Origin of the sequence: Streptomyces sp. NPDC008313 (assembly GCF_042956125.1) — a bacterium.
In the GTDB taxonomy this organism is placed as follows: domain Bacteria; phylum Actinomycetota; class Actinomycetes; order Streptomycetales; family Streptomycetaceae; genus Streptomyces.
On sequence record NZ_JBIBFR010000011.1, the window covers coordinates 63,054 to 83,205 of the forward strand.

Annotated in this window: 19 protein-coding genes; 8 read left to right on the forward strand and 11 right to left on the reverse strand. The window is 74.0% G+C overall.

Annotation, left to right across the window (positions count from 1 at the left end):
* The first annotated feature begins 14 nt into the window (after positions 1 to 14).
* Both ACFY93_RS16525 and ACFY93_RS16530 read left to right on the forward strand, forming a co-directional pair.
* Complete coding sequence (locus tag ACFY93_RS16525) at positions 15 to 563, forward strand: rhodanese-like domain-containing protein (RefSeq protein ID WP_391358806.1); 549 nt, start codon at positions 15 to 17, stop codon at positions 561 to 563.
* Between the two features lie 37 nt (positions 564 to 600).
* Positions 601 to 1,119, forward strand: coding sequence for an Imm21 family immunity protein (locus tag ACFY93_RS16530; protein ID WP_391358809.1), 519 nt, complete (start codon positions 601 to 603; stop codon positions 1,117 to 1,119).
* A gap of 90 nt (positions 1,120 to 1,209) precedes the next feature.
* Here ACFY93_RS16530 and ACFY93_RS16535 read toward each other — a convergent pair whose 3' ends face one another.
* Together ACFY93_RS16535 and ACFY93_RS16540 are read right to left on the reverse strand one after the other, a co-directional pair.
* Positions 1,210 to 2,901 (reverse strand): DUF885 family protein, encoded by a 1,692-nt coding sequence (locus ACFY93_RS16535; RefSeq protein ID WP_391358811.1) that lies wholly within the window; start codon positions 2,899 to 2,901, stop codon positions 1,210 to 1,212.
* Between the two features lie 32 nt (positions 2,902 to 2,933).
* Complete coding sequence (locus ACFY93_RS16540) at positions 2,934 to 3,470, reverse strand: AsnC family transcriptional regulator (RefSeq protein WP_391358814.1); 537 nt, start codon at positions 3,468 to 3,470, stop codon at positions 2,934 to 2,936.
* Between the two features lie 124 nt (positions 3,471 to 3,594).
* Here ACFY93_RS16540 and ACFY93_RS16545 point away from each other — a divergent pair, with 124 nt between their 5' ends.
* Positions 3,595 to 4,815 (forward strand): PLP-dependent transferase, encoded by a 1,221-nt coding sequence (locus ACFY93_RS16545; protein ID WP_391358817.1) that lies wholly within the window; start codon positions 3,595 to 3,597, stop codon positions 4,813 to 4,815.
* 100 nt (positions 4,816 to 4,915) lie between these two features.
* Here the strand turns inward: ACFY93_RS16545 and ACFY93_RS16550 are convergent, their stop codons facing one another.
* The 3 genes from ACFY93_RS16550 to ACFY93_RS16560 form a co-directional block, all read right to left on the reverse strand.
* Positions 4,916 to 6,343 (reverse strand): GNAT family N-acetyltransferase, encoded by a 1,428-nt coding sequence (locus ACFY93_RS16550; RefSeq protein WP_391358819.1) that lies wholly within the window; start codon positions 6,341 to 6,343, stop codon positions 4,916 to 4,918.
* A gap of 287 nt (positions 6,344 to 6,630) precedes the next feature.
* Positions 6,631 to 8,235, reverse strand: coding sequence for an alkaline phosphatase D family protein (locus tag ACFY93_RS16555; protein ID WP_391358822.1), 1,605 nt, complete (start codon positions 8,233 to 8,235; stop codon positions 6,631 to 6,633).
* A gap of 257 nt (positions 8,236 to 8,492) precedes the next feature.
* Positions 8,493 to 9,329 carry an alpha/beta fold hydrolase gene (locus ACFY93_RS16560; protein WP_391358824.1) on the reverse strand — a complete coding sequence of 279 codons (837 nt, stop codon included), beginning with the start codon at positions 9,327 to 9,329 and terminating at the stop codon, positions 8,493 to 8,495.
* Between the two features lie 322 nt (positions 9,330 to 9,651).
* Between ACFY93_RS16560 and ACFY93_RS16565 the strand changes: the two genes are divergently transcribed.
* Positions 9,652 to 10,536: an RNA polymerase sigma-70 factor gene (locus ACFY93_RS16565; protein WP_391358827.1), complete on the forward strand. Its 885-nt coding sequence runs from the start codon at positions 9,652 to 9,654 to the stop codon at positions 10,534 to 10,536.
* A 289-nt stretch (positions 10,537 to 10,825) separates the two neighbouring features.
* Positions 10,826 to 11,587, forward strand: coding sequence for a GntR family transcriptional regulator (locus tag ACFY93_RS16570; protein ID WP_391358829.1), 762 nt, complete (start codon positions 10,826 to 10,828; stop codon positions 11,585 to 11,587).
* A gap of 43 nt (positions 11,588 to 11,630) precedes the next feature.
* Here the strand turns inward: ACFY93_RS16570 and ACFY93_RS16575 are convergent, their stop codons facing one another.
* The 3 genes from ACFY93_RS16575 to ACFY93_RS16585 all read right to left on the reverse strand — a co-directional run bounded on the left by ACFY93_RS16575 (position 11,631) and on the right by ACFY93_RS16585 (position 14,751).
* Positions 11,631 to 12,788: an ROK family protein gene (locus ACFY93_RS16575; protein WP_391358831.1), complete on the reverse strand. Its 1,158-nt coding sequence runs from the start codon at positions 12,786 to 12,788 to the stop codon at positions 11,631 to 11,633.
* 96 nt (positions 12,789 to 12,884) lie between these two features.
* Positions 12,885 to 13,550, reverse strand: a complete 666-nt coding sequence (locus tag ACFY93_RS16580) for a response regulator (protein WP_391358833.1) — start codon at positions 13,548 to 13,550, stop codon at positions 12,885 to 12,887.
* Between the two features lie 37 nt (positions 13,551 to 13,587).
* Entirely contained in the window at positions 13,588 to 14,751 is a 1,164-nt protein-coding gene (locus ACFY93_RS16585) for a histidine kinase (protein ID WP_391358836.1), read from the reverse strand.
* Between the two features lie 107 nt (positions 14,752 to 14,858).
* Between ACFY93_RS16585 and ACFY93_RS16590 the strand changes: the two genes are divergently transcribed.
* The 3 genes from ACFY93_RS16590 to ACFY93_RS16600 all read left to right on the forward strand — a co-directional run bounded on the left by ACFY93_RS16590 (position 14,859) and on the right by ACFY93_RS16600 (position 17,043).
* Positions 14,859 to 15,794, forward strand: coding sequence for an ATP-binding cassette domain-containing protein (locus ACFY93_RS16590; protein ID WP_391358839.1), 936 nt, complete (start codon positions 14,859 to 14,861; stop codon positions 15,792 to 15,794).
* A gap of 2 nt (positions 15,795 to 15,796) precedes the next feature.
* Positions 15,797 to 16,522, forward strand: coding sequence for an ABC transporter permease (locus ACFY93_RS16595; RefSeq protein WP_391358842.1), 726 nt, complete (start codon positions 15,797 to 15,799; stop codon positions 16,520 to 16,522).
* A gap of 77 nt (positions 16,523 to 16,599) precedes the next feature.
* On the forward strand, positions 16,600 to 17,043 hold the full coding sequence (locus ACFY93_RS16600) for a hypothetical protein (protein WP_391358844.1): 444 nt from the start codon (positions 16,600 to 16,602) through the stop codon (positions 17,041 to 17,043).
* Positions 17,044 to 17,060: 17 nt separating this feature from the next.
* Here the strand turns inward: ACFY93_RS16600 and mug are convergent, their stop codons facing one another.
* From mug to ACFY93_RS16615, 3 genes are all read right to left on the reverse strand, one after another.
* The gene (gene mug, locus ACFY93_RS16605; protein WP_391358846.1) at positions 17,061 to 17,567 is read right to left on the reverse strand and encodes a G/U mismatch-specific DNA glycosylase; all 507 of its coding nucleotides are present in this window, start codon (positions 17,565 to 17,567) and stop codon (positions 17,061 to 17,063) included.
* A gap of 44 nt (positions 17,568 to 17,611) precedes the next feature.
* Positions 17,612 to 19,054, reverse strand: coding sequence for an adenylosuccinate lyase (gene purB / locus ACFY93_RS16610; protein ID WP_391358848.1), 1,443 nt, complete (start codon positions 19,052 to 19,054; stop codon positions 17,612 to 17,614).
* A 72-nt stretch (positions 19,055 to 19,126) separates the two neighbouring features.
* Positions 19,127 to 19,942, reverse strand: a complete 816-nt coding sequence (locus ACFY93_RS16615) for an SGNH/GDSL hydrolase family protein (RefSeq protein WP_391358852.1) — start codon at positions 19,940 to 19,942, stop codon at positions 19,127 to 19,129.
* Positions 19,943 to 20,152 lie beyond the last annotated feature (210 nt).

Consider the following 20,152-nt stretch of genomic DNA (forward strand, 5'->3'; position numbering starts at 1 on the left):
GGGAGAACCACATCATGAGCACGCCCACGCCCACGAGCACCAAGGGAGCGACGGCCACACCCGCTGTCGGCGTCACGGCCACGGCCACGGCCACCGGGGCGCCGAACCCCGTACTGCGGGTCGCGCCCGCGCCGCCCGCCGCGGCGGCGGCGTACTTCGGCGGGAGTCTCGCCTTCCACGCCGACGTCTCCTACGTCGCCACCGCGCTCGCGGCCGGCGGCGACCCCGGCTTCGTCGTCCTCGACTCGCGGTCCACGCAGTCCTGGGACCAGGGGCACGTACCGGGCGCCGTCCACCTGCCCACCGCGCTGATTCCCGGCCGGGCGGAGCAGCTCCTCGACCGGTCCGTCCCCGTCGTCACCTACTGCTGGGGCCCCGGCTGCAACGGCGCGACCCGGGCCGCCCTCGCCCTCGCCGAACTAGGCTTCCAGGTCAAGGAGATGCTGGGCGGCTTCGAGTACTGGGTGCGCGAGGGCTTCGCGTTCGAGACCCGGGAGGGCCGGGTGCGGCGCCCCGCCGACCCGTTGACGGCTCCCGAGGACGCGGACGACTGCGGCTGCTGACCGCGGACGGCACGGCGCGTGCGGGTAACTTCTGCGCATGGTCAGATACGAGGATCCCGGTGCGGTCGAGTGGGTGGAGTCGGGCGGCGGCCCGCTCATAGTCGTCCCGGAGGTGGTGCTGCCGTTCTGGTCGGGAGCGGACGGCGACGAGATGTCGTCCGACTACGACCGCGCCTGTGACGTGGACGGGGCCGTCGGACTCGTGCCCGTCGGCGACACCAGGGCCCTGGTCCTCGGGGACGAGCCCGCCGCCACCGCCTACCTGCCCGAACACGGCGTCTTCGTACGGTGGTCGGCCGCCGACTCCGAGGCCGGGCTGCTGGCCTGCGTCCCGGCGGCGCTCCACTCGGCCGACTGGGGACCGCAGGCGCACTGGGACGTCCCCGGCGACGTGCTCCTGTTCGACGCGGCCCACACCGGTCCGGACGCCGAACGGGCGGAGGACCATGTCCGGGTCGCGCTGGCCCCCGGCCGGTACGCGGTCCGCGCGGCGTCCGCGCGGCCGGCTCCCGGGACGTCCCTGCACCTCGTGCGGCTGCGTCCGGCGGCGCGCTGATCCCGTCACCGCGCAGGCGACGGGAGCGCGCGGGCGCGCACGGCGGCCGGGAAGCCCCGGCCGCCGGAGGCGGCGCCCGCCTGTCCGAGGTCAGAGCCGGGCGAGCTCGTCGACCAGGTCGTCCAGGCCCAGGGAGCCCTGCGACAGCGCCGCCATGTGCCACGCCTTCGCGTCGAAGGCGTCGCCGTGGCGCTGCCGCGCCTTCTCACGGCCCAGCAGCCAGGCGCGCTCGCCCAGCTTGTAGCCGATGGCCTGTCCGGGGATCGTGAGGTAGCGGGTGAGCTCGCTCTCCACGAAGTCCGCCGGGCGGCTGCTGTGCGCGCCGAAGAACTCCTGCGCCAGTTCCGGGGTCCAGCGCTCGCCCGGGTGGAAGGGGGAGTCCGCCGGGATCTCCAGCTCCAGGTGCATGCCGATGTCGACGATGACCCGGGCCGCGCGCATCATCTGGGCGTCCAGGTAGCCGAGCCGCTGCTCCGCGTCCGTGAGGAAGCCCAGCTCGTCCATCAGCCGCTCCGCGTACAGCGCCCAGCCCTCGCAGTTGGCGCTCACGCCACCGACCGTCGCCTGGTAGCGGGAGAGGTTCTCGGCGACGTGCGCCCACTGCGCGAGCTGCAGATGGTGACCGGGGACGCCCTCGTGGTACCAGGTCGAGACCAGGTCGTACACCGGGAAGCGGGTCTCGCCCATCGTGGGCAGCCAGGTTTGGCCGGGCCGCGAGAAGTCCTCCGACGGCGCCGTGTAGTACGGGGCCGCCGCGCCTCCCGGCGGCGCGATGCACGACTCCACCTTCCGTACCCGGTCGGCCAGTTCGAAGTGGGTGCCGTCCAGCTCCTCGATCGCCTGGTCCATCAGGCCCTGCAGCCACGCCCGGACCTCGTCGACGCCCTCGATGTGCCTGCCGTGCTCGTCCAGGTGCGCGAGCGCCACCCAGGGCGTCTCGGCGCCGGGCAGGATCTTCTCCGCCTCGGCCCTCATCTCGGCGAGCAGCCGGTGGTACTCGGCCCAGCCGTACGCGTACGCCTCGTCCAGGTCCAGATCCGTGCCGTTGAAGTAGCGCGACCAGCGGGCGTACCGCTCGCGGCCCACCGTGTCCGGCGCGCCCTCGACGGCCGGCGCGTACACGTCGCGCATCCAGTCCCGCAGCTCCGCGACCGCCCGGGTCGCCGCCCGCGCCGCCTCGTCCAGCTCCGGGCGCAGCGCTTCGGGGCCCGCCGACGCGAAGTCCTCGAACCAGCCGCGGCCCGATCCGTCCGTGTCCGCCCACTCGCCGAGCTGCTCGACGAAGGTCGCGGTCGGCCGCGGACCCGCGTACAGCTTGCGTTCGAGACCGAGGTCGAGACAGGCGCGGTAGCCCTCCAGCGCGGCCGGCACCGCGCGCAGCCGCTCGGCGATCGCGGCCCAGTCCTCGTCCGTCTCCATGGGCGTCACGGTGAAGACTTCGCGCACCGAGTGCGCGGGCGTGTGCATGTTGCCCACGGCGCGCAGACCCTCGTCGGCCTCGTGGACGCCGAGTTCGGCGGTGAGCCGCTCACGCAGCAGCCGTCCGCAGCGCCGCTCGGCGTCGCTGTCCGCACCGGGCCGGCGCTCCGCCTCGTCGAGCCGCGCGAGGGTCGCCCGCATCAGCTCCGCGAGGGCCTCCTGGCCCGCGGGCGAGGTGTCCGGGAGCCTGCCGGCGCTCTCCTTCACGCCGAGGTACGTGCCGGTGACCGGGTCGAGGGCGATGAGGGCGTCGACATAGGCGTCGGCGACCTCGCGGGGCAGCTGGCTGTTGGTGTCTGACATGCGGACATCCTCATACGGGGGCGCCGCCGGCGTCAGCCCGATTCCGCTGAGGGCGTGGCGGCGGGCGCCCCGTGGCGGGCCGGGCCGAGCGGATCCGGCCGGGGCGGGAGCAGGGGGCCGCAGTCCCACTGCTGGAAGATGAGCCGGGTCTCGACCCGGGCCACCTCCCGGTGGGCCGTGAACCCGTCGAGCACCAGCCGCTGCAGATCGGTCATGTCCGCGACCGCGACATGGACCAGGTAGTCGTCGGGGCCGGTGAGGTGGAAGACCGTACGCGACTCCTGCAGGGCCCTGATCCGCTCCACGAAGGGGCCCACGAGCTCCCGCCGGTGCGGTCTGACCTGCACGGACAGCAGGGCCTCCAGCCCCCGGCCGAGCTTCGCGGGATCCAGGCGCAACTGATGGCCGAGAATGATCCCCGACCGGCGCAGCCGGGTCACCCTGTCCAGGCACGTCGACGGAGCGACGCCCACCTGCGCGGCCAGGTCCCGGTACGTCGTCCGTGCGTCGTTCTGCAACAGCGTCAGCAGATGAAGATCCACCGGATCTAGTACGACGGATTCGGCCATGCGGCGAACGTAGCACGGGATCTCGCAGCGAAGCCCCGGTGGCTGTTCAGTATCTCTGCCACGGACACCGAGCCGGCCCCGCGGCGACGCGGGCGCGGGCATGGACATGAGAGGCGGCAGGGGCATGAACATGGATTCCGGCATACGCACCGGAGGCCGTCCCCGGGCACTGGCCACCGAGGCCGTGCACGCGGGGCGCGACGATCTGGCCGCGCAGGGACTGCACGCGGCGCCGATCGACCTGTCCACCACCTACCCCTCCTACGACAGCCGCGCGGAGGCCGCCAGGATCGACGCGTTCGCGGCCGACGGCGCCGAACCGGAGGGTCCGCCCGTCTACGCCCGGCTCGGCAATCCGACCGTGGCCCGGTTCGAGACGGCCCTCGCCCGCCTCGAGGGCACCGACAGCGCCGTGGCGTTCGCGAGCGGCATGGCCGCCCTGAGCGCGGTGCTGCTGGTGCGCAACGCGATGGGCCTGCGCCATGTCGTCGCCGTGCGCCCCCTCTACGGCTGCAGCGACCACCTGCTCAACGCCGGACTCCTGGGCTCCGAGGTCACCTGGGTCGACCCGGCGGGCATCGCGGACGCCCTGCGCCCCGACACCGGCCTCGTGATGGTCGAGTCGCCCGCCAACCCGACGCTCGCCGAACTCGACCTGCGCGCCGTCGCCCACGCCTGCGGGTCCGTACCGCTGCTCGCGGACAACACCTTCGCGACGCCGGTGCTGCAGCGCCCCGCCGAGCAGGGCGCGCGCCTCGTCCTGCACAGTGCCACCAAGTACCTGGGCGGGCACGGTGACGTGATGGGCGGAGTGGTCGCCTGCGACGAGGAGTTCGCCCGGCAGCTGCGGCAGGTGCGCTTCGCCACCGGAGGTGTGCTGCACCCGCTCGCGGGCTATCTGCTGCTGCGCGGGCTGTCCACGCTGCCCGTACGGGTCCGGGCCGCGTCGGCGACCGCAGCGGAACTGGCCGGCCGGCTCGCCGCCGACCCGCGCGTGGCCCGCGTCCACTATCCCCGCATCGGCGGCGCCATGATCGCCTTCGAGGTGCACGGCGACCCGCACGAGGTCATCGCCGGGGTCCGGCTGGTCACCCCGGCCGTCAGCCTCGGCAGCGTCGACACGCTGATCCAGCACCCGGCGTCCATCAGCCACCGCATCGTGGCCGCCGACGACCGCCGCGGCGCGGGCGTCAGCGACCGGCTGCTGCGGCTCTCCGTGGGCCTGGAGGACGTCGAGGACCTGTGGGCCGACCTGGACGCGGCGCTCGGCTCCGGCCGGCCGGACGGCGAGGAGGCGCACCCGGCGCTGAGCGGCGCGACGGCGGCGGAGGGCGCCGGGGCCTGAGGCCCCCGCCGGGCCGGGGCGCCGGAGATCCGGGAGCCCCGGCCGCCCCAGGGGTGTCTGGCACATGCCCGCGGCGTCGCGGTCATGCGCCAGACACCGTCTAGCTCCGGCGCTCGCTCCCGTGGGGCAGCCGGGAGGCCGCCGTGGCGGCGTCCAGCCGGGCCGTGATCACCAGGGTGCCCTCCTCGATCTGGTAGTCGAGCGGGAGGCCGAGCCCGCGCATGGCGGCGACCATCCCCGTGTTGGACGCCCGGGTGACGGCGTACACGCTCTCGCAGCCCGCCTCGACCGCCATCGTCACGAGCCGGCCGAGCAGCTCGCCGCCGATGCCGCGCCGCTGCCAGTCGTCCTCGACGAGCAGGGCGACCTCCGTCTCGTCGCCGTCCCAGAGGAGATGGCCGAGCCCGACCAGCCGTCCCGACGCCGTCTGCACCGCGAGCGTCCGCCCGAACCGAGGGCTCAGCAGGTGGTCGAGATAGCGGTCGGCGTCGCCGACCGGGCCGTGGTAGCGCTTGGTCAGGGTGTCCGGTGAGCAGCGCTCGTGCATGGCCTTGGCGGCCTCGATGTCGCGGGCGTCGGCGCGGCGCACGGTGATGGCGTTGCCCCGCGGCAGGGTCAGGACGTCGCGGCCGTGCGGGATCCGCGGGCCGAGCCGCGCGTCCAGCTCCACCAGCGCCCGCGCCCGGGCGAACTCGGTCGGGGTGAACGGGGGATGGGGCCGCTCCACGGTGACGGTGCCGCCCTCGGGCGTCCGCAGCCGCATCACCGTGTCCTCCAGGACGCCCTCCACGGGGGTGGCCGCGGTGGGACGGCCGGAGCCCGGGGACTTCGCGGGCGAGGAGCGGATGGTGCACCGGCCGAGCAACTGGCGCAGCGCCAACGGTAGTTCGGCCGCGTCGAGGGCCGTGCGGGTGGCGAGGCCCAGCACCCGGGTCGGGGCGTCCACCAGGTCGTGGGCGTCGGCGCGCTCGATCCACGTCTCCGCGCCACCCGCGCGGGAGACGGTCCCGGAGATGCCGGAGGCGGCCAGCCCGGCGGGGGCGCGCAGCAGGAACTCGTCCACGGTGCCGTGGGCCAGCGGATGCGTCTGCAGGTTCAGGATGTCGATCCGCTGCCCGGCCAGCACGGTGCACAGCGCGGCCAGTGAACCCGGCTCGTCCCGCACCGTCGTCCGCATCCGCCACAACACGGTCTCCCCGGCGTCACCCGCTCCGGAATCGCGTGCCCCGGTTTCGCGTGCCCCGGTTTCGCGTGCCCCGGACGGCGCCGGGGCGTCCGTATCGCCGATCGGCGGCGCGTGGCCGTGGCGCCGTGCCCACCAGGTGTGGAACCCGGCCGTGGCGGCCAGGACGACGGCCGAGATCACCAGCAGCGCGGGTCCGTCCGGGCCGTGCCCGATCAGGTTGGCGACGGCGTCCGCGACCGCGACCGCCGTGAACAGCGCCGCTAGCTCGACCACGTCCCGGCGCCAGTGGTGCACCGGCCGGCCGTTCCTCGTACGTGTCACATCGGACAGTTCTGGAGTCATACGGCCACTGTGGAGGAAGGGTGTTGCGCGGTTGCGAACGCTTTGTGACTGATCGGTAAAGTGTCATTCCGGTCTTTTTGTTGCTCTTTTCACCCTTCTCCGGCGGCGAGCGACCGACGCGGGGGCGGGACCGGTGCACCAGCGACGGCCACCGACGGCTGCCGGACCGTGCCGCGCACCGGGGGATGACTCCGGTGCGCGGCCCAGCGGTTCGAGGGTACGGGAGTGCGACGGCCGGCCGGGTCCCTTCGCCGCACGGCGGTCGCGCGGGCGCGGCCGCCACCGGATCACTGTCCGACGCGGCCCGGCTGCAGCACCTTCGTGAACAGCACGCTCCCGTCCTGCTCCCGCAGCCGGACGGTCAGTTCACCGCTGTCGCCGTCGATGTCGACCTCGCCGAAGAACTGGTAGCCGTCCGCGGGGGAGACGTTGGAGGTGGCGGGCGCCTTCACGAAGACCCGCTCCGGGCCGAACGTGCCGTCGAGCGCGGTCGCCGGGAAGGCGCCCGCGTTCAGCGGGCCGGACACGAACTCCCAGAACGGTTCGAAGTCGGTGAACGCGGCACGCGACGGCTGGTAGTGCTGTGCCGAGGTGTGGTGCACGTCGGCGGTCAGCCACACGGTGCCGGTGATCCGCCGGTGCTTGACGAAGCGCAGGAGTTCGGCGAGTTGCAGTTCCCGCCCGAGCGGGGCGCCGGGGTCGCCCTGCGCCACGCCGTCGACGTTCGGCCGGCCCTCGGTCCGGTCCGGGACGACCAGGCCCAGGGGCATGCCGGCGGCGATCACCTTCCACACCGCGCGCGACCGTGACAGCTCCCGCTCGAGCCACTCCAGTTGCCCGGCGCCGAGGATGCCCTGCGGGTCGGCGGTCTGCGTGCCGGGGGAGTTGGCGTCGCGGTACGTGCGCATGTCGAGCACGAACACGTCGAGCAGCGGACCGTGCCGTATCACCCGGTGCACCCGGCCGTCCCGCGCGCCGGGACGCAGCGTCGACACGGGGAAGTACTCGCTGAACGCGCGGCGGGAGCGGGCGGCGAGGACGTCGAGGCTCTTCTCGGTGTAACGGGAGTCCGTGGACGCGATCACCTCTCCCGGGTACCAGTTGTTGCGCACGTCGTGGTCGTCCCACTGGACGACGGACGGCACCTGGGCGTTGAAGCGTCTCAGGTTCTCGTCGAGCAGGTTGTAGCGGTAGTTGCCGCGGAACTCGGCGAGCGTCTCGGCGACCTTGGACTTCTCCTCGGTGGTGATGTTCCGCCAGGTGGAGCCGTCGGGCCGGGCCACGGTCGCCGAGAGGGGGCCGTCGGCGTAGACGTTGTCGCCGCTGCACAGGAAGAAGTCGGGGTCGAGCGCGCCCATCGCCTCGTAGATGCGGTAGCCGCCCAGGTCCGGGTTGATGCCCCAGCCCTGCCCCGCGATGTCACCGGACCACAGGAACCGCACACCGGAGCGGCGGCTCGCCGCAGTCGTACGGAACGTGCCGGTCACCGGCTCGCCGGTCCGCCGCGGGTCGTCGGGGTCGGCGAGCAGCACGCGGTAGTGGATCTGCTCTCCGGAGGGCAGACCGCGCAGCCGCGTGGTCCCGGTGAAGTCGGTGTCCGCGCCGATCAGCGGACCGTGCCATCGGTGCGTGCGGCGGAACGACTCGGTCGCGGACGTCTCCACGATCATCCGGGCCGGACGGTCGGACCGCACCCACACCAGCCCCGAGTGGGCCGTGACGTCCCCGGTCTGGACGCCCCAGCCCGCCCTGGGACGTCCCGACAGGGCGAACGCCGGCGCCGCGACGGCGGCGGCGGAAGGCAGGGCCAGGGCGGCGGACGCGGCGAGCGAACCGCGCAGCACGCCGCGGCGTCCGGGCAGGGGGCTGGGCGTGGTCGAACGGTGCGACATGAACGCGCCTCCAGGGGCAGATTCGGCCGGTGTGCGCCGCGACGCACGCGCGCGTCACGGCGCACACGGAAGCCCCCAGTGAACAGCCGGCCCCCGCGGCTGAGGAACCGCCGTGCGCCCCCGGCGTGTCACGGGGCGCGAGAACCGGCCACGGCGTCACGCGCGGCGAGCCGGTGTGCTGGACGGGCGGGCCGGGCGGGTCGGCGGGCGAGGTGCCGAGGGCGGCGGAGCGGGGCACCGCCTGTCCCGCCCCGGGCTCAGTCGCTCCGGCTCCCGTCCAGGATGACGCGGGCCACCAGCGCCGGATCGTCGTTCATGGGCACGTGACCGCATCCGGGCAGACGCACCAGACGGGCGCGGGGAATGATCTGCTTGGCCCGGACGCCCTGGCGGCGCAGCAGGATCCGGTCCCGCGTCCCCCAGGCGACGGTGACCGGCAGGCCGGGGACGTCGTCCGTGAACCGCACGTCCACACCGGCGCGCAGTGTCTCGGCGAACCCCGTGGCCCCCGCCAGGGCCGCGGTCTCGGCCACCACGGCCTCCGGTGAACGCCTGCCCGGGCGCGCGTAGATGGTGCTCGTCAGGACCGCGCGGCCGGCGGGCGTGAGCGAGAGCCGTTCGACGAGCGGAGGGGGCATGCGCCGCGCGGCGTGCCGCATCGCCGAGAGGAGACCGAACGCGTACCGGCGTTCGGCCTGCGACCAGAACCCGGCGGGCGAGAGGGCCGTGACCGAGCGTACGAGCTTCTCGCGGCCCAGTTCGAGGGCGAGCAGGCCGCCCAGCGAGTTGCCGGCCACGTGCGGCCGCTCGACGCCCAGCGTCTCGCAGAGCGCGTGGAGCGCGGGCACCACGGTCGCCAGGTCGTGCCGGAGTCCCCCGGGCAGGGCCGGGGACGCGCCGAAGCCGGGGAGGTCGACCGCGATCACGTCGTGCTCGGCCGCCAGGATGCCGACGACCGGGTCCCAGGCCTGCCGGTGATGGCCGATGCCGTGCAGCAGGAGCAGGGGTTCGCCGGTGCCCACGCGCGCGTAGGACATGGTCACGGTCCGCGGGCCGTGAGGGGAGGGGACGCTGAAGGAGACCGTGGCGGCCATGAGCTGCTCCTCGTCTGGGTCTGGGGGTCGTACGGGGAACGGGCGGTGAGGTGGGGAGGTCGTACGGGACGGGCGGCGACTGGTGGCGGGCGCCGGGTACGGGTGGCGAGCCGGTGGCGGGCATCGGGGTAGACAGCTTGTCAGCAATGGCTACCGACCGGTAGCCCCCGTACGCCACCCACCGCAGCACCCACCGGAGCACCCCCACGCGCCATGTGCCGGCACCGTCCATCGGCGTCCGCGCCGGTGGCCGACGGCGGCGGTTCGCCCGCCGCCCCGCGCCGACCTGGACACACCGCGCAAGGTCGGATGGGATGGGACCGTGACGACCGAAACCGCGACCGATGTCTTCGAAGAGCACCGACCCGTCCTGATGGGCGTCGCCTACCGCATGCTCGGGAGGGTCGCCGACGCCGAGGACGTGGTCCAGGACGCCTGGCTGCGCTGGTCGGGCGCCGACCGGAGCGAGGTGCGCGAGCCGCGCGGTTACCTGGTGCGCGTCACCACCCGCCTCGCCATCGACCGGCTCCGTGCCGCCCAGACCCGCAAGGAGTCGTACGTGGGCCCCTGGCTGCCCGAGCCGTACGTCACCGACTTCGGGGACGCCGTCGCGGACACCGCCGAGCGGGCCGTCCTCGCCGACTCCGTCTCGCTCGCGGTCATGGTCGTCCTGGAGTCGCTGTCGCCGTTGGAGCGCGCGGTGTTCGTCCTCAGGGAGGCCTTCGGGTACCCGTTCGCGGAGATCGCCACCGTCCTCGACCGCGGCGAGTCCGCCGTCCGCCAGCTCGCCGCACGGGCGCGCAGGCACGTCGACGAGCGGCGGCCGCGCTACGAGGTCGACCCCGCCGAACGGCGCGACCTGACGGAGCGTTTCCTCGCCGCGGCCGGCGGCGGCGACTTCGAGGGACTCATGTCCCTGCTGGCCCCCGGTGTCCGCCTGGTCGGCGACAGCGGAGGACTGTCCAAGGCGCCGCTGCGGGTGCTGGAGACCCCCGACAAGGTGGGCCGCTTCCTCGCCGCCGTCGCCGAGAACGGTGTCCCGGATCCCGCGTTCCGCCTCCTGGAGGTCAACGGCGGCCTCGCGGTGCTCGTGCTGTCCGGGGGCAAGCCGGACAGCCTCGTCCAGCTGGACGTCGCGGACGGGCGGATCCAGTGCGTCTACATCGTCCGCAACCCCCAGAAGCTCGGCTCCCTGCCGACCGCGTGACCGCGTAACCCCCGCTCACGGCCCGCCCACCCGCTGCGCGACGCCCCTGTCCGGTGCCACCGGGCAGGGGCGTCGCGCGTGCCGTGACCGTCGCCCGCCGTGTGGGCCGCTCCCGCGCGAACGCCGTGTCAACGCCCGGCGGTCCGCCCGCCCGCGCGTTCCCCGAGGATCGAGGATTGGTCTTGACCAAGGCTGGGGGCGGTCATATGGTCGCAGGGAGTAGTGCAGGAACCTTTAATAAACAAGGGCGTTAAAACGCCGCCGGGCCACGGCGATCGCGGAGGACAGGGTGGGGACCACGCAGCTGGAGACGGTGCCGGAGCCCAAGTACTGGCATCTGAGGACCGTGCTCAGTGAGGCACTGGACTCCGAGTTCTCGGTGGGGGAGATCCTGCCCAACGAGCGGGAGCTCGCCGCCCGGTTCGGAGTCGCGCGAGCGACCCTGCGCCAGGCCCTGGAACAGCTCGAACTGGAAGGCAGACTGCAGCGCCGTCGCGGGGTGGGAACCACCGTCGCCCCGCCCCGGATGGGCGTGGCCGTCGGCTCCGAGCGGCAGGTGTGGCCCGGCGCGTCCGGAGACGACTGGCAGGCCACCGACTGCGCCCTGACCGTCCCCTCCCCGGCCGTCGCCCTGATGCTGGAGGCCGGCGAGGGGGAGCAGGTGCACACGGTGCGGCGATCCCGGGTGTCCCACGGCCAGCCCGTCGCCGCCGACCTGCTCCACATCCCGGCGTCCTCGGTGCCCGAGCTGTCGGCCATCGACTCCCCGACGGGGTCCTCCCGCGCGCGTGCCGTGCTGCGGGAACTCCAGCGTCTCGACCTGGACGGCCAGGACCGTGCCGTGGAGCTCGGCTCCGCCCGCGCGGACGACGCCAGGGAGCTCGACCGCCTGCCCGGCGCCCCCGTCCTCGTCGTCACCACCCGGTTCTTCGCCCAGGGCCGTACGGCGGCGGTGTCCGTCGCCACGTACCGCGCCGACACCTGCCGTCTGACGTTCGGGGCCGAGGGCGCGGTCGAGATCCACGACGCGCCCCGGCGCCAGGCCTCCTGACGCCGTACGGGTGCCGCTGGTCCGGGTCCGGAGCCGGTCCGTCTCAGCGGCGCGCCGTGACCGTGCCCTCCACCGCGAACAGCTGCTCCTCGACGTGGTCGAGGGCCAGCCGGAGCGCGCCGGTCGCCACCGCCGCCTCGCCGAGCATCGACAGCACGACCCGGGGCGGCCGCAGGCAGTAGCGCGCCAGCTCGCCGCGCAGCGGCTCCAGGATGCCGTCCAGGCCGGCCGCCCAGCCGCCGATGACGACCAGTTCGGGATCGAGGGCCAGGACGAGCGCCGCCACGTCGTGCACCAGGCGCTGGATGAAACGGTCGACGGCGGCGCGGGCCCGCTGGTCGCCCCCGCGCGCGAGCGCGAAGACCTCGGCGACGGCCTGCTCGTCCAGCGGATGCAGCGGCTCGTCCGTGGTCGACAGCAGCCTCTCCGGGGTCGCCCCCCGGCCGAGCAGATGCAGGGCGCCGATCTCCCCGGCCGCGCCCCCGTAGCCCCGGTGCAGCCGTCCGCCGATCAGCGAACCGGCCCCCGGGCTCAGCCCGGCCAGCACGAACACCACGTCGTCGGACTCGACGGCCGAGCCCTTCCAGTGCTCGGCGACCGCCGCCGCGTTGGCGTCGTTCTCCACCAGCACCGGGCACTTGAAGGAACGGCTCAGCCGCTCGCCCAGCCTGAGGCCCGTCCACTCCGGCAGCGCGGTACCCAGCCGCACGGTGCCGTCCGCCTCCACGATCCCGGGGCTGCCGACACCGACGGCCCGCAGGGAACCGCGTGAGACGCCGGCCCGGCGCAGCAGCTCGGCGACCGCCGTGCGCAGCCGCTCCAGCCGCTCGTCCGCCGACGCGGTCTCGTCGACCTCCTTGGCCATGGCGCCGAGCACCCGGCCGTCCAGGTCCGACAGGAGCGCGGCGACGCGGTGCGGGCCGATCTCCAGGCCCAGCAGGTGCCCGGCCTCGGCCCGGAACCTGAACCGCCGCGCCGGGCGGCCCTGGCGCCGGGCGGCCCCTTCCTCGGCGGCCTTCTCGACCACGAGGCCCGCTTCGATGAGCCCCTCGACGACGCCCTCGACGGTGGGCCGGGACAGCCCGGTCACCCGCGTGATCTCGGTGAGCGTCGCGCAGTCCGTCGCGCGCAGCGCGTGCAGCACGACCGCGGAATTGATCCTTCGCAGCAGAGAGGGGTCCCCGCCGGTCAACAGCCCCAACGTCCGTCCTCCCAGCTCGTGCGCGTGTTGGCCGGATCGTACTCGGCGCGGCGCGCACCGGCGAGTGCCGGGCACCCCGGCCGGTGGCGGCCCCCGTCAGCCCGGCGAGACGAACCCCGACTCGTAGGCGGCGATGACCGCCTGCGTGCGGTCCCTGGCCCCCAGCTTCGCCAGCACGGAGCTGACATGGGACTTGACCGTCTCGGTCCCCACGACCAGCCTCGCGGCGATCTCGGCGTTCGACAGCCCGCGGGCCATCAGCCGCAGCACCTCCGCCTCCCGCTCGGTCAGTGCCGCCCGCTCCATCGCCGCGCGCGCCGCCGCGTTCCCCGCCGCGCCGTCCCCGTGGTCGGCCGCCAACCGCCGTACGGCCGCGGGGAAGAGCAGCGACTCGCCGCCCGCCACGACCCGCACCGCGTGCACGATCTCGGCGGGCCGCGCGCGCTTCAGCAGGAACCCGTCGGCGCCCGCGCGCAGTGCCTCGTAGACGTACTCGTCGTTCTCGAACGTCGTCACCACGATGATCCTGGGCGGTTCGTCCACGGTCCGCAGCACCGCGCGCGTGGCCTCGATCCCGTCCATCAGCGGCATCCGCACGTCCATGGCCACGACGTCGGGCCGCAGCCGCCGGACCAGCGGGATGACCGACGCCCCGTCGGCCGCCTCCCCGACGACCTCGATGTCCGGCTGCGCCTCCAGGACGGCGCGCAGACCGGCGCGTACGAGGGGTTCGTCGTCGACGAGCAGAACGGTGACCGGCATCCGGTCAGCGTAGATCAGCGCCGTGGCGTCCCGACGGTCAGCTCAGCGGCAGCTCGACGCGCACCTGCCAGTCACCCGCGTCCGGGCCGGTCCGCGCCCGGCCGCCGAGCAGCACCGCCCGTTCCCGTATGCCCCGCAGTCCGCTGCCCCGGCCGGGGCCGGGTGCTCCGGCGGCCAGCGGATTGCGGACCTCCAGGCCCAATGCGCCCTCCTCGACGGCGATGCGGACGCGGACCGGGACGCTGCCCGCGTGCCTCAGGACGTTGGTCAGTGACTCCTGCAGCATCCGGTAGCCCTCGCGGGAGACCGGACCCGGCACCGTCTCCAGGGGGCCCGTCACTTCGGCGTCGACCTTCGCGCCGGAGGCCCGCGCGGAGTCCAGCAGCCGGTCCGCCTCGGCCAGCGTGGGTCTGCCGGCCGCCGGCCGCCGTTCCTCCCGCAGGACGCCCAGCACCCGCTCCAGGTCCTCCAGCGCGGCCCGCCCGGTCTCCTCGATGGCGCCGAGCGCCCGCTCGGTGAACTCCGGGTCACCGGCCGCGCGGGCCGCGCCCGCCTGCACCACCGCGACCGTCAGCGCGTGACCGATGGAGTCGTGCAGCTCGCGCGCGATGCGGTTGCGCTCCAGCAGCTGCTCGGTGCGCTCTTCCAGGGCAGCGAGGCGCTCGGCCGGGGACGGGCCGAGCAGCCGGCCCGCGACCGCCGTGATCAGCTCGCCCAGGGCGACGACCAGCGCGGCCATCACGACCAGGGGCACGGGGACGAGCAGGGCGTAGGCCCAGTGGGGTTCGGAGACGTCGACCACCGGGTTGCCGACGGACATGTCCCCGTGCGCGGACGCGGCGAGATCGACGGCGAGCATCGGCAGCCAGACCGTGACGACTCCCGTGGCCATCCCGAACAGCAGGCGCGCCTGAAGCCACAGCACGGTGCGCAGCCGGTCCCGCCAGGTGGCCGACGGCTCGACCGAGATGTCCGCCTGAGCGCCGCCGCGGTCCTCGCGCGCCAGCAGCAGGCGCGCCTGGATCCCCTCGCCCCGCCGCACAGCCGGGACCAGCCCGAGCAGGGCGGCCACCAGCGGGGGCACCCACGGCCGCGTCATGTCGATGAACAGCCACACGCTGATGGCCATGATCGGCATCCACAGATGCAGCAGGCGCGAGTACGTCGTCCCGCGGACCAGCGGGCGCAGGAGGCGGATCATCCGCCCATCCTGACAGCGCGCACCGGCAGGTGACCTCCCCCGGGCGGGGGAGACGGTCTCCACCGGTGGGGGAGGAGCCCTTCGTACCGGGCGGCGAGAGTGGGGGCATGACCAGCATCGACGTCCAAGACCTCACCAAGGAGTACGGCAGCGTCCGCGCCGTGGACGGCCTCACCTTCCGGGTCCTGCCCGGCCGGGTCACCGGCTTCCTCGGCCCCAACGGCGCCGGCAAGTCCACCACCATGCGGCTCGTCCTCGGCCTCGACCGGCCGACGTCCGGCACGGCGACGGTCGGCGGCCGCGCCTACGCGTCCCTGAGCGAACCCCTGCGCCATGTCGGCGCCCTGCTCGACGCGGGGGCGGCCCACGGATCGCGCACGGCCCGCGACCATCTGCGGGCACTCGCCGTGAGCAACCGCGTCCCCGAACGCCGGGTGGACGAACTGCTGGAGGAGACGGGACTCGCGTCCGTCGCGGGGCGCCGGGTGAAGACCTACTCCCTGGGGATGCGGCAGCGGCTCGGCATCGCGGCCGCCCTCCTCGGCGACCCGCCCGTGGTGATGCTCGACGAGCCGTCCAACGGCCTCGATCCCGAAGGCATCATCTGGATACGCCGGTTGCTGCGCCGGCTCGCGGGTGAGGGGCGCACGGTCCTCGTCTCCAGCCACCTGATGAACGAGACCGCGTCCTTCGCCGACCACCTCGTCGTCCTCGGCCGGGGGCGGCTGCTCACCGACACACGGATGGGGGAGTTCCTCCACGCACGCGTGCGGCCGCAGGTGCGGGTCCGCACCACGGACGGCGCCGCACTGGGTTCCCTGCTCGCGCGGCACCGTCTCGAGGCGGCGCGGGACGAGGACGGAGGCTGGACCGTGCGGGACGCGCGCGTGGACGACATCGGGCGCCTCGCCTTCGACGCGGGGCTGCCCGTCCTCGAACTCTCGGCGCGAGAGGCCACCTTGGAGCAGGCCTACCTCGAACTGACGGCCGGCGAGGCCGAGTTCGCCGCCGCGCAGTCCCCCGCGCCGACCCAGGAGGCCTGACGATGCCGTTCGTTCCCGTACTGCGCTCGGAGTGGATCAAGATCCGCGCCCTGCGGCCGCTCGTGGGCGCCCTGGCCGCGATGGTGCTCGCCACCGCGGTCTTCTCCGCACTGGCCGGACTCGACGCCGCCGACGATCCGGAGTACGACCCGCTCTTCTCGGCGTTCCTCGGTGTCAACTTCGGGCAGATCGCGGCCATCGCCTTCGGCGCGACGGCGTTCTCGTCCGAGTTCCAGGGCGGCGCCCTGCGGGTCTCGCTCGCCGCGGTGCCCGACCGGTCGCGGTGGTTCGCCGCGAAGGCGCTGGCCGTCGGCGGACCGGCCCTGCTCGTGGGCCTGCTCACGGGCATCGTCAGCCTGCTCGTGGGCAAGGCGGTGCTGGACGTCGAGGACAGTGGGCCCACGTGGTCCGCGGGTCTGCGCGGGGCAGTCGGCTGCGGCGTGTATCTGGCGCTGATGGCCCTGCTGGCCGCGGGCCTGACGGCGGTACTGCGCAGTGGCGTCGCCACGATGAGCATCCTGATCCCGTTCCTGCTGATCGTCTCCTTCGTCGTCGGCGATGTGTCGGGCGGCGTCGCCGACTTCCTTCCCGACCGGGCGGGGCAGGCGGTCCTCCACGAGACGCCCGACGGCTCCCTCGGGCCGTGGTCCGGGCTCGCGATGACCGGCGCGTGGGCCGCGGCGGCGCTGCTCGCGGGGGCCCGGAGCGTACGGCGCCGGGACGCGTGACCCGGGCCGAACCCGGCCCCGGGGCGGGCGTCCTGACGCCACGCCGATTGTCAGTGGCAGGGGCTTTACTGAACGGCATGACCCTCGCGCAGCACCTCGCCACGATCGACCTGCTGTGCTCCTGGGAGTTCCCGGTGGAGCACGGCAGGTCGGGCACCGGCACCGGTGGACCCGGCTACCACATCGCCGAGTTAGCGACCAGCGACGACTTCTGGGAGGACGACGGCACCCGGCGACAGGAGACGGAGGACCGCTTCGACGCCGACCGGGACGGCCTGTCGGAGCTGCTCAGCGGCCGCTGGGGGAGCCCGCAGCGGTTCAGCCTGGCGAGCCTGTTCGCGCGGTCGGCGGACGGGGAGGACATACCGGAACCCTGGTCCTCGCTGAGCTCGCACGTGCCCGACGTCCACCTCTGGCAGGAGGGCACCCACGGGCGGTGGGTGGCCCTCGGCGTCTCCCAGTGGGACGGCGAACTGCCGTTCCAGCTCCTCGCGGTCGTCACGGACATAGACGTGCCGTGACGGGGGACCGGGAGACCTCAGGACCCGGGCCCCTCGGCCGCCGCGCGCAGCCGGCCGAACTCCTCGGCCATGGTGGCCGCCGTCCAGTGCGCGTTCAGCCCGCTGGGGTTGGGCAGCACCCAGATCCGGGTGGAGCCGATCGTCCGCTCCTGCGGCCCGATGACGGCCTTGCGGTCGTCGAAGGCCGCGCGGTAGGCCGTCACGCCGACGACGGCCAGCCACCGGGGCCGCAGCGCGGTCACCTTGGCACTCAGCAGACGGCCGCCCTCTTGGTACTCATCCGGGGTCAGCTCATCTGCCCGCGCACTCGCCCGCGCCACCACGTTCGTGATGCCGAGCCCGTACGACGGCAACTCGCCCTGCTCCGACGGTTTCAGCAGCCGGGGTGTGAAGCCGGAGAGGTGCAGCACCGGCCAGAAGCGGTTGCCGGGGCGCGCGAAATGGTGGCCCGTGGCGGCCGTCATCAGGCCCGGGTTGATGCCGCAGAACAGGACGCGGAGGCCGTCCGCGACGATGTCCGGCACGAGCCGGTCGCGGGCGGCCTCCAGGTCGGCGGCGGTGAGCCGGGTCAGAGGATGGCTCCCGGCGTGTAGCCCGCGGCCTGCGGGTAGCGCTCGACGATCTCCTCGACCCGGCCGACGACCGTCGCGACCTGGTCGCCCGCCGCGCCGGTGAAGGACAACTTGTCGGCCATCAGTTCGTCGAGCGCCGCGCGGTCCAGCGGGATGCGCTCGTCCGCCGCGAGCCTGTCGAGGAGTTCGTTGCGCTCGGCGCCCTGCTCGCGCATGGCGAGCGCGCAGGCGACGGCGTTCTCCTTGATGGCCTCGTGCGCGACCTCACGGCCCACGCCCGCGCGGACCGCGCCCATCAGGACCTTGGTGGTCGCGAGGAACGGCAGGTAGCGGTCCAGCTCACGCGCGACGACGGCCGGGAAGGCGCCGAACTCGTCGAGGACGGTGAGGAAGGTCTCCAGCAGCCCGTCGAGCGCGAAGAAAGCGTCGGGGAGCGCGACCCGGCGCACCACCGAGCACGACACGTCGCCCTCGTTCCACTGGTCGCCGGCCAGCTCGCCGGTCATCGAGGCGTACCCGCGCAGGATGACCATCAGGCCGTTGACCCGCTCGCAGGAACGCGTGTTCATCTTGTGCGGCATCGCGGACGAGCCGACCTGGCCCGGCTTGAAGCCCTCGGTGACCAGCTCGTGGCCCGCCATCAGACGGATCGTCTTCGCGAGCGAGGACGGCGCGGCGGCCAGCTGCACCAGGGCGGTCACGACCTCGTAGTCCAGCGACCGCGGGTAGACCTGGCCGACCGACGTGAACGCCTGCGAGAAGCCGAGGTGGAGGGCGATCCGCCGCTCCAGGTCGGCCAGCTTGCCGGAGTCCCCGCCGAGGAGGTCCAGCATGTCCTGGGCGGTGCCCACCGGGCCCTTGATGCCGCGCAGCGGGTAGCGCGTGAGGAGTTCCTCGACCCGGCCGTGGGCGACGAGCAGCTCGTCGGTGGCGGTCGCGAAACGCTTGCCGAGCGTGGTCGCCTGCGCCGCGACGTTGTGCGAGCGGCCGGCCATCACCAGCTCGCCGTACTCGCCCGCGAGCCTGCCGAGCCGGGCCAGCACGGCCACGGTCCGGTCGCGCACCAGCTCCAGCGAGAGCCGGACCTGCAGCTGCTCCACGTTCTCGGTGAGGTCGCGGGAGGTCATGCCCTTGTGGACGTGCTCATGGCCGGCGAGGTCGTTGAACTCCTCGATCCGCGCCTTCACGTCGTGCCGCGTGACCTTCTCGCGCTCGGCGATGGAGGCCAGGTCGACCTGGTCGAGCACGCGCTCGTAGTCGGCGATCGCCGCGTCCGGCACCTCGATGCCGAGGTCCTTCTGGGCCCGCAGCACAGCGAGCCAGAGGCGGCGTTCGAGCCTCACCTTCTCCTCGGGGGACCAGAGGGTGGCGAGCTCGGCGGAGGCGTAGCGTCCGGCGAGAACGTTCGGGATACGGGGCTTTGCAGGCGCGGCAGTCACGTGGACCGATTCTACTGGCGATTCGTGCAGGCCAGCGCCGCGGGTTGTTCGTGGGAACCTACGAGTGGTGCCTCACGTCCCCGGCCGGTTCCCCTGCGGGAGGCTCTGTCCCAGCGGCTCCTCGTACGGCAGCAGCTCGGGGCGCTTGGCGGGGAGGCCGTCGCCGGAGGAGCGGCCGGTCAGGCGGCGGCCTATCCAGGGGAGGAGGTGCCGCCGGGCGAAGCGGGCGTCCGCGATCCGGCGGGCGGTCCAGCCGGGCGGCGCCGTGGGCGGCATCGGGGTGTGCCACCCGGCGTCCTCGGGCGCGTACCCGAGGACCTGCCAGACGGCCTCGGCGACCCTGCGATGGCCCTCGCCCGTCAGATGCAGCCGGTCCACGTCCCACATGCGGGGATCGGCCAGGGAACGCGCCCCGTACAGGTCGACGACCAGCGAGCCGTGGCGCCCGGCGAGATCGTCGACGTAGCTGAACAGCTCCTCCATACGGGGCCGGAACCGCTCCAGCACCGGACCGCTGCGGCCCGGGCTGCGCATCAGCACCAGCTGCTCGCAGGCAGGGGCGAGCCGCTCCACCGCCTCCTCCAGCAGCGCCCGCACCCTGCCCATGTCGCACTTGGGCCGCAGCGTGTCGTTCAGCCCGCCGACGAGCGTGATGACGTCGGGACGCATGGCCACGGCGACGTCCACCTGTTCCGCGACGATCTGCGCGATGAGTTTGCCGCGGACCGCGAGGTTGGCGTACCGGAAGCCGGGGTTGTGCGCGGCCATCCGTGCCGCGAGGAGGTCGGCCCAGCCCCGGTAGGAGCCGTCGGGCAGCAGGTCGGACATGCCCTCGGTGAAGGAGTCGCCGAGGGCGACGAGGCTGGTGTGCGCGGGGTTCGTCTGCATGGCGGGAGAAATGGTATCCCGGTCCCATACCCACCGGTCGGTCGCCCGGCCGGTCGCATGGGCGTACCCACCGGCCGGTCGCACGGGCCCACCGCCCGGCAGGCCCGGCGGTGGGCCACGGCGGACCCCCGCAGGCCGCCCCCGGACACCGCCGTCGACCGCCCCGGACACCCCCGGACCGCCGCCGGCGCCGGAGTGACCGCCTGTCCG

What these genes read in the sequence shown, in the direction of transcription:
- ACFY93_RS16525 (WP_391358806.1), top strand. Translation starts at nt 15, where the DNA reads ATGAGCACGCCCACGCCCACGAGCACCAAGGGAGCGACGGCCACACCC.
- ACFY93_RS16530 (WP_391358809.1), top strand. Translation starts at nt 601, where the DNA reads ATGGTCAGATACGAGGATCCCGGTGCGGTCGAGTGGGTGGAGTCGGGC.
- ACFY93_RS16535 (WP_391358811.1), bottom strand. Translation starts at nt 2,901, where the DNA reads ATGTCAGACACCAACAGCCAGCTGCCCCGCGAGGTCGCCGACGCCTAT.
- ACFY93_RS16540 (WP_391358814.1), bottom strand. Translation starts at nt 3,470, where the DNA reads ATGGCCGAATCCGTCGTACTAGATCCGGTGGATCTTCATCTGCTGACG.
- ACFY93_RS16545 (WP_391358817.1), top strand. Translation starts at nt 3,595, where the DNA reads ATGAACATGGATTCCGGCATACGCACCGGAGGCCGTCCCCGGGCACTG.
- ACFY93_RS16550 (WP_391358819.1), bottom strand. Translation starts at nt 6,343, where the DNA reads ATGACTCCAGAACTGTCCGATGTGACACGTACGAGGAACGGCCGGCCG.
- ACFY93_RS16555 (WP_391358822.1), bottom strand. Translation starts at nt 8,235, where the DNA reads ATGTCGCACCGTTCGACCACGCCCAGCCCCCTGCCCGGACGCCGCGGC.
- ACFY93_RS16560 (WP_391358824.1), bottom strand. Translation starts at nt 9,329, where the DNA reads ATGGCCGCCACGGTCTCCTTCAGCGTCCCCTCCCCTCACGGCCCGCGG.
- ACFY93_RS16580 (WP_391358833.1), bottom strand. Translation starts at nt 13,550, where the DNA reads ATGCCGGTCACCGTTCTGCTCGTCGACGACGAACCCCTCGTACGCGCC.
- ACFY93_RS16585 (WP_391358836.1), bottom strand. Translation starts at nt 14,751, where the DNA reads ATGATCCGCCTCCTGCGCCCGCTGGTCCGCGGGACGACGTACTCGCGC.
- ACFY93_RS16590 (WP_391358839.1), top strand. Translation starts at nt 14,859, where the DNA reads ATGACCAGCATCGACGTCCAAGACCTCACCAAGGAGTACGGCAGCGTC.
- ACFY93_RS16595 (WP_391358842.1), top strand. Translation starts at nt 15,797, where the DNA reads ATGCCGTTCGTTCCCGTACTGCGCTCGGAGTGGATCAAGATCCGCGCC.
- ACFY93_RS16600 (WP_391358844.1), top strand. Translation starts at nt 16,600, where the DNA reads ATGACCCTCGCGCAGCACCTCGCCACGATCGACCTGCTGTGCTCCTGG.
- ACFY93_RS16615 (WP_391358852.1), bottom strand. Translation starts at nt 19,942, where the DNA reads ATGCAGACGAACCCCGCGCACACCAGCCTCGTCGCCCTCGGCGACTCC.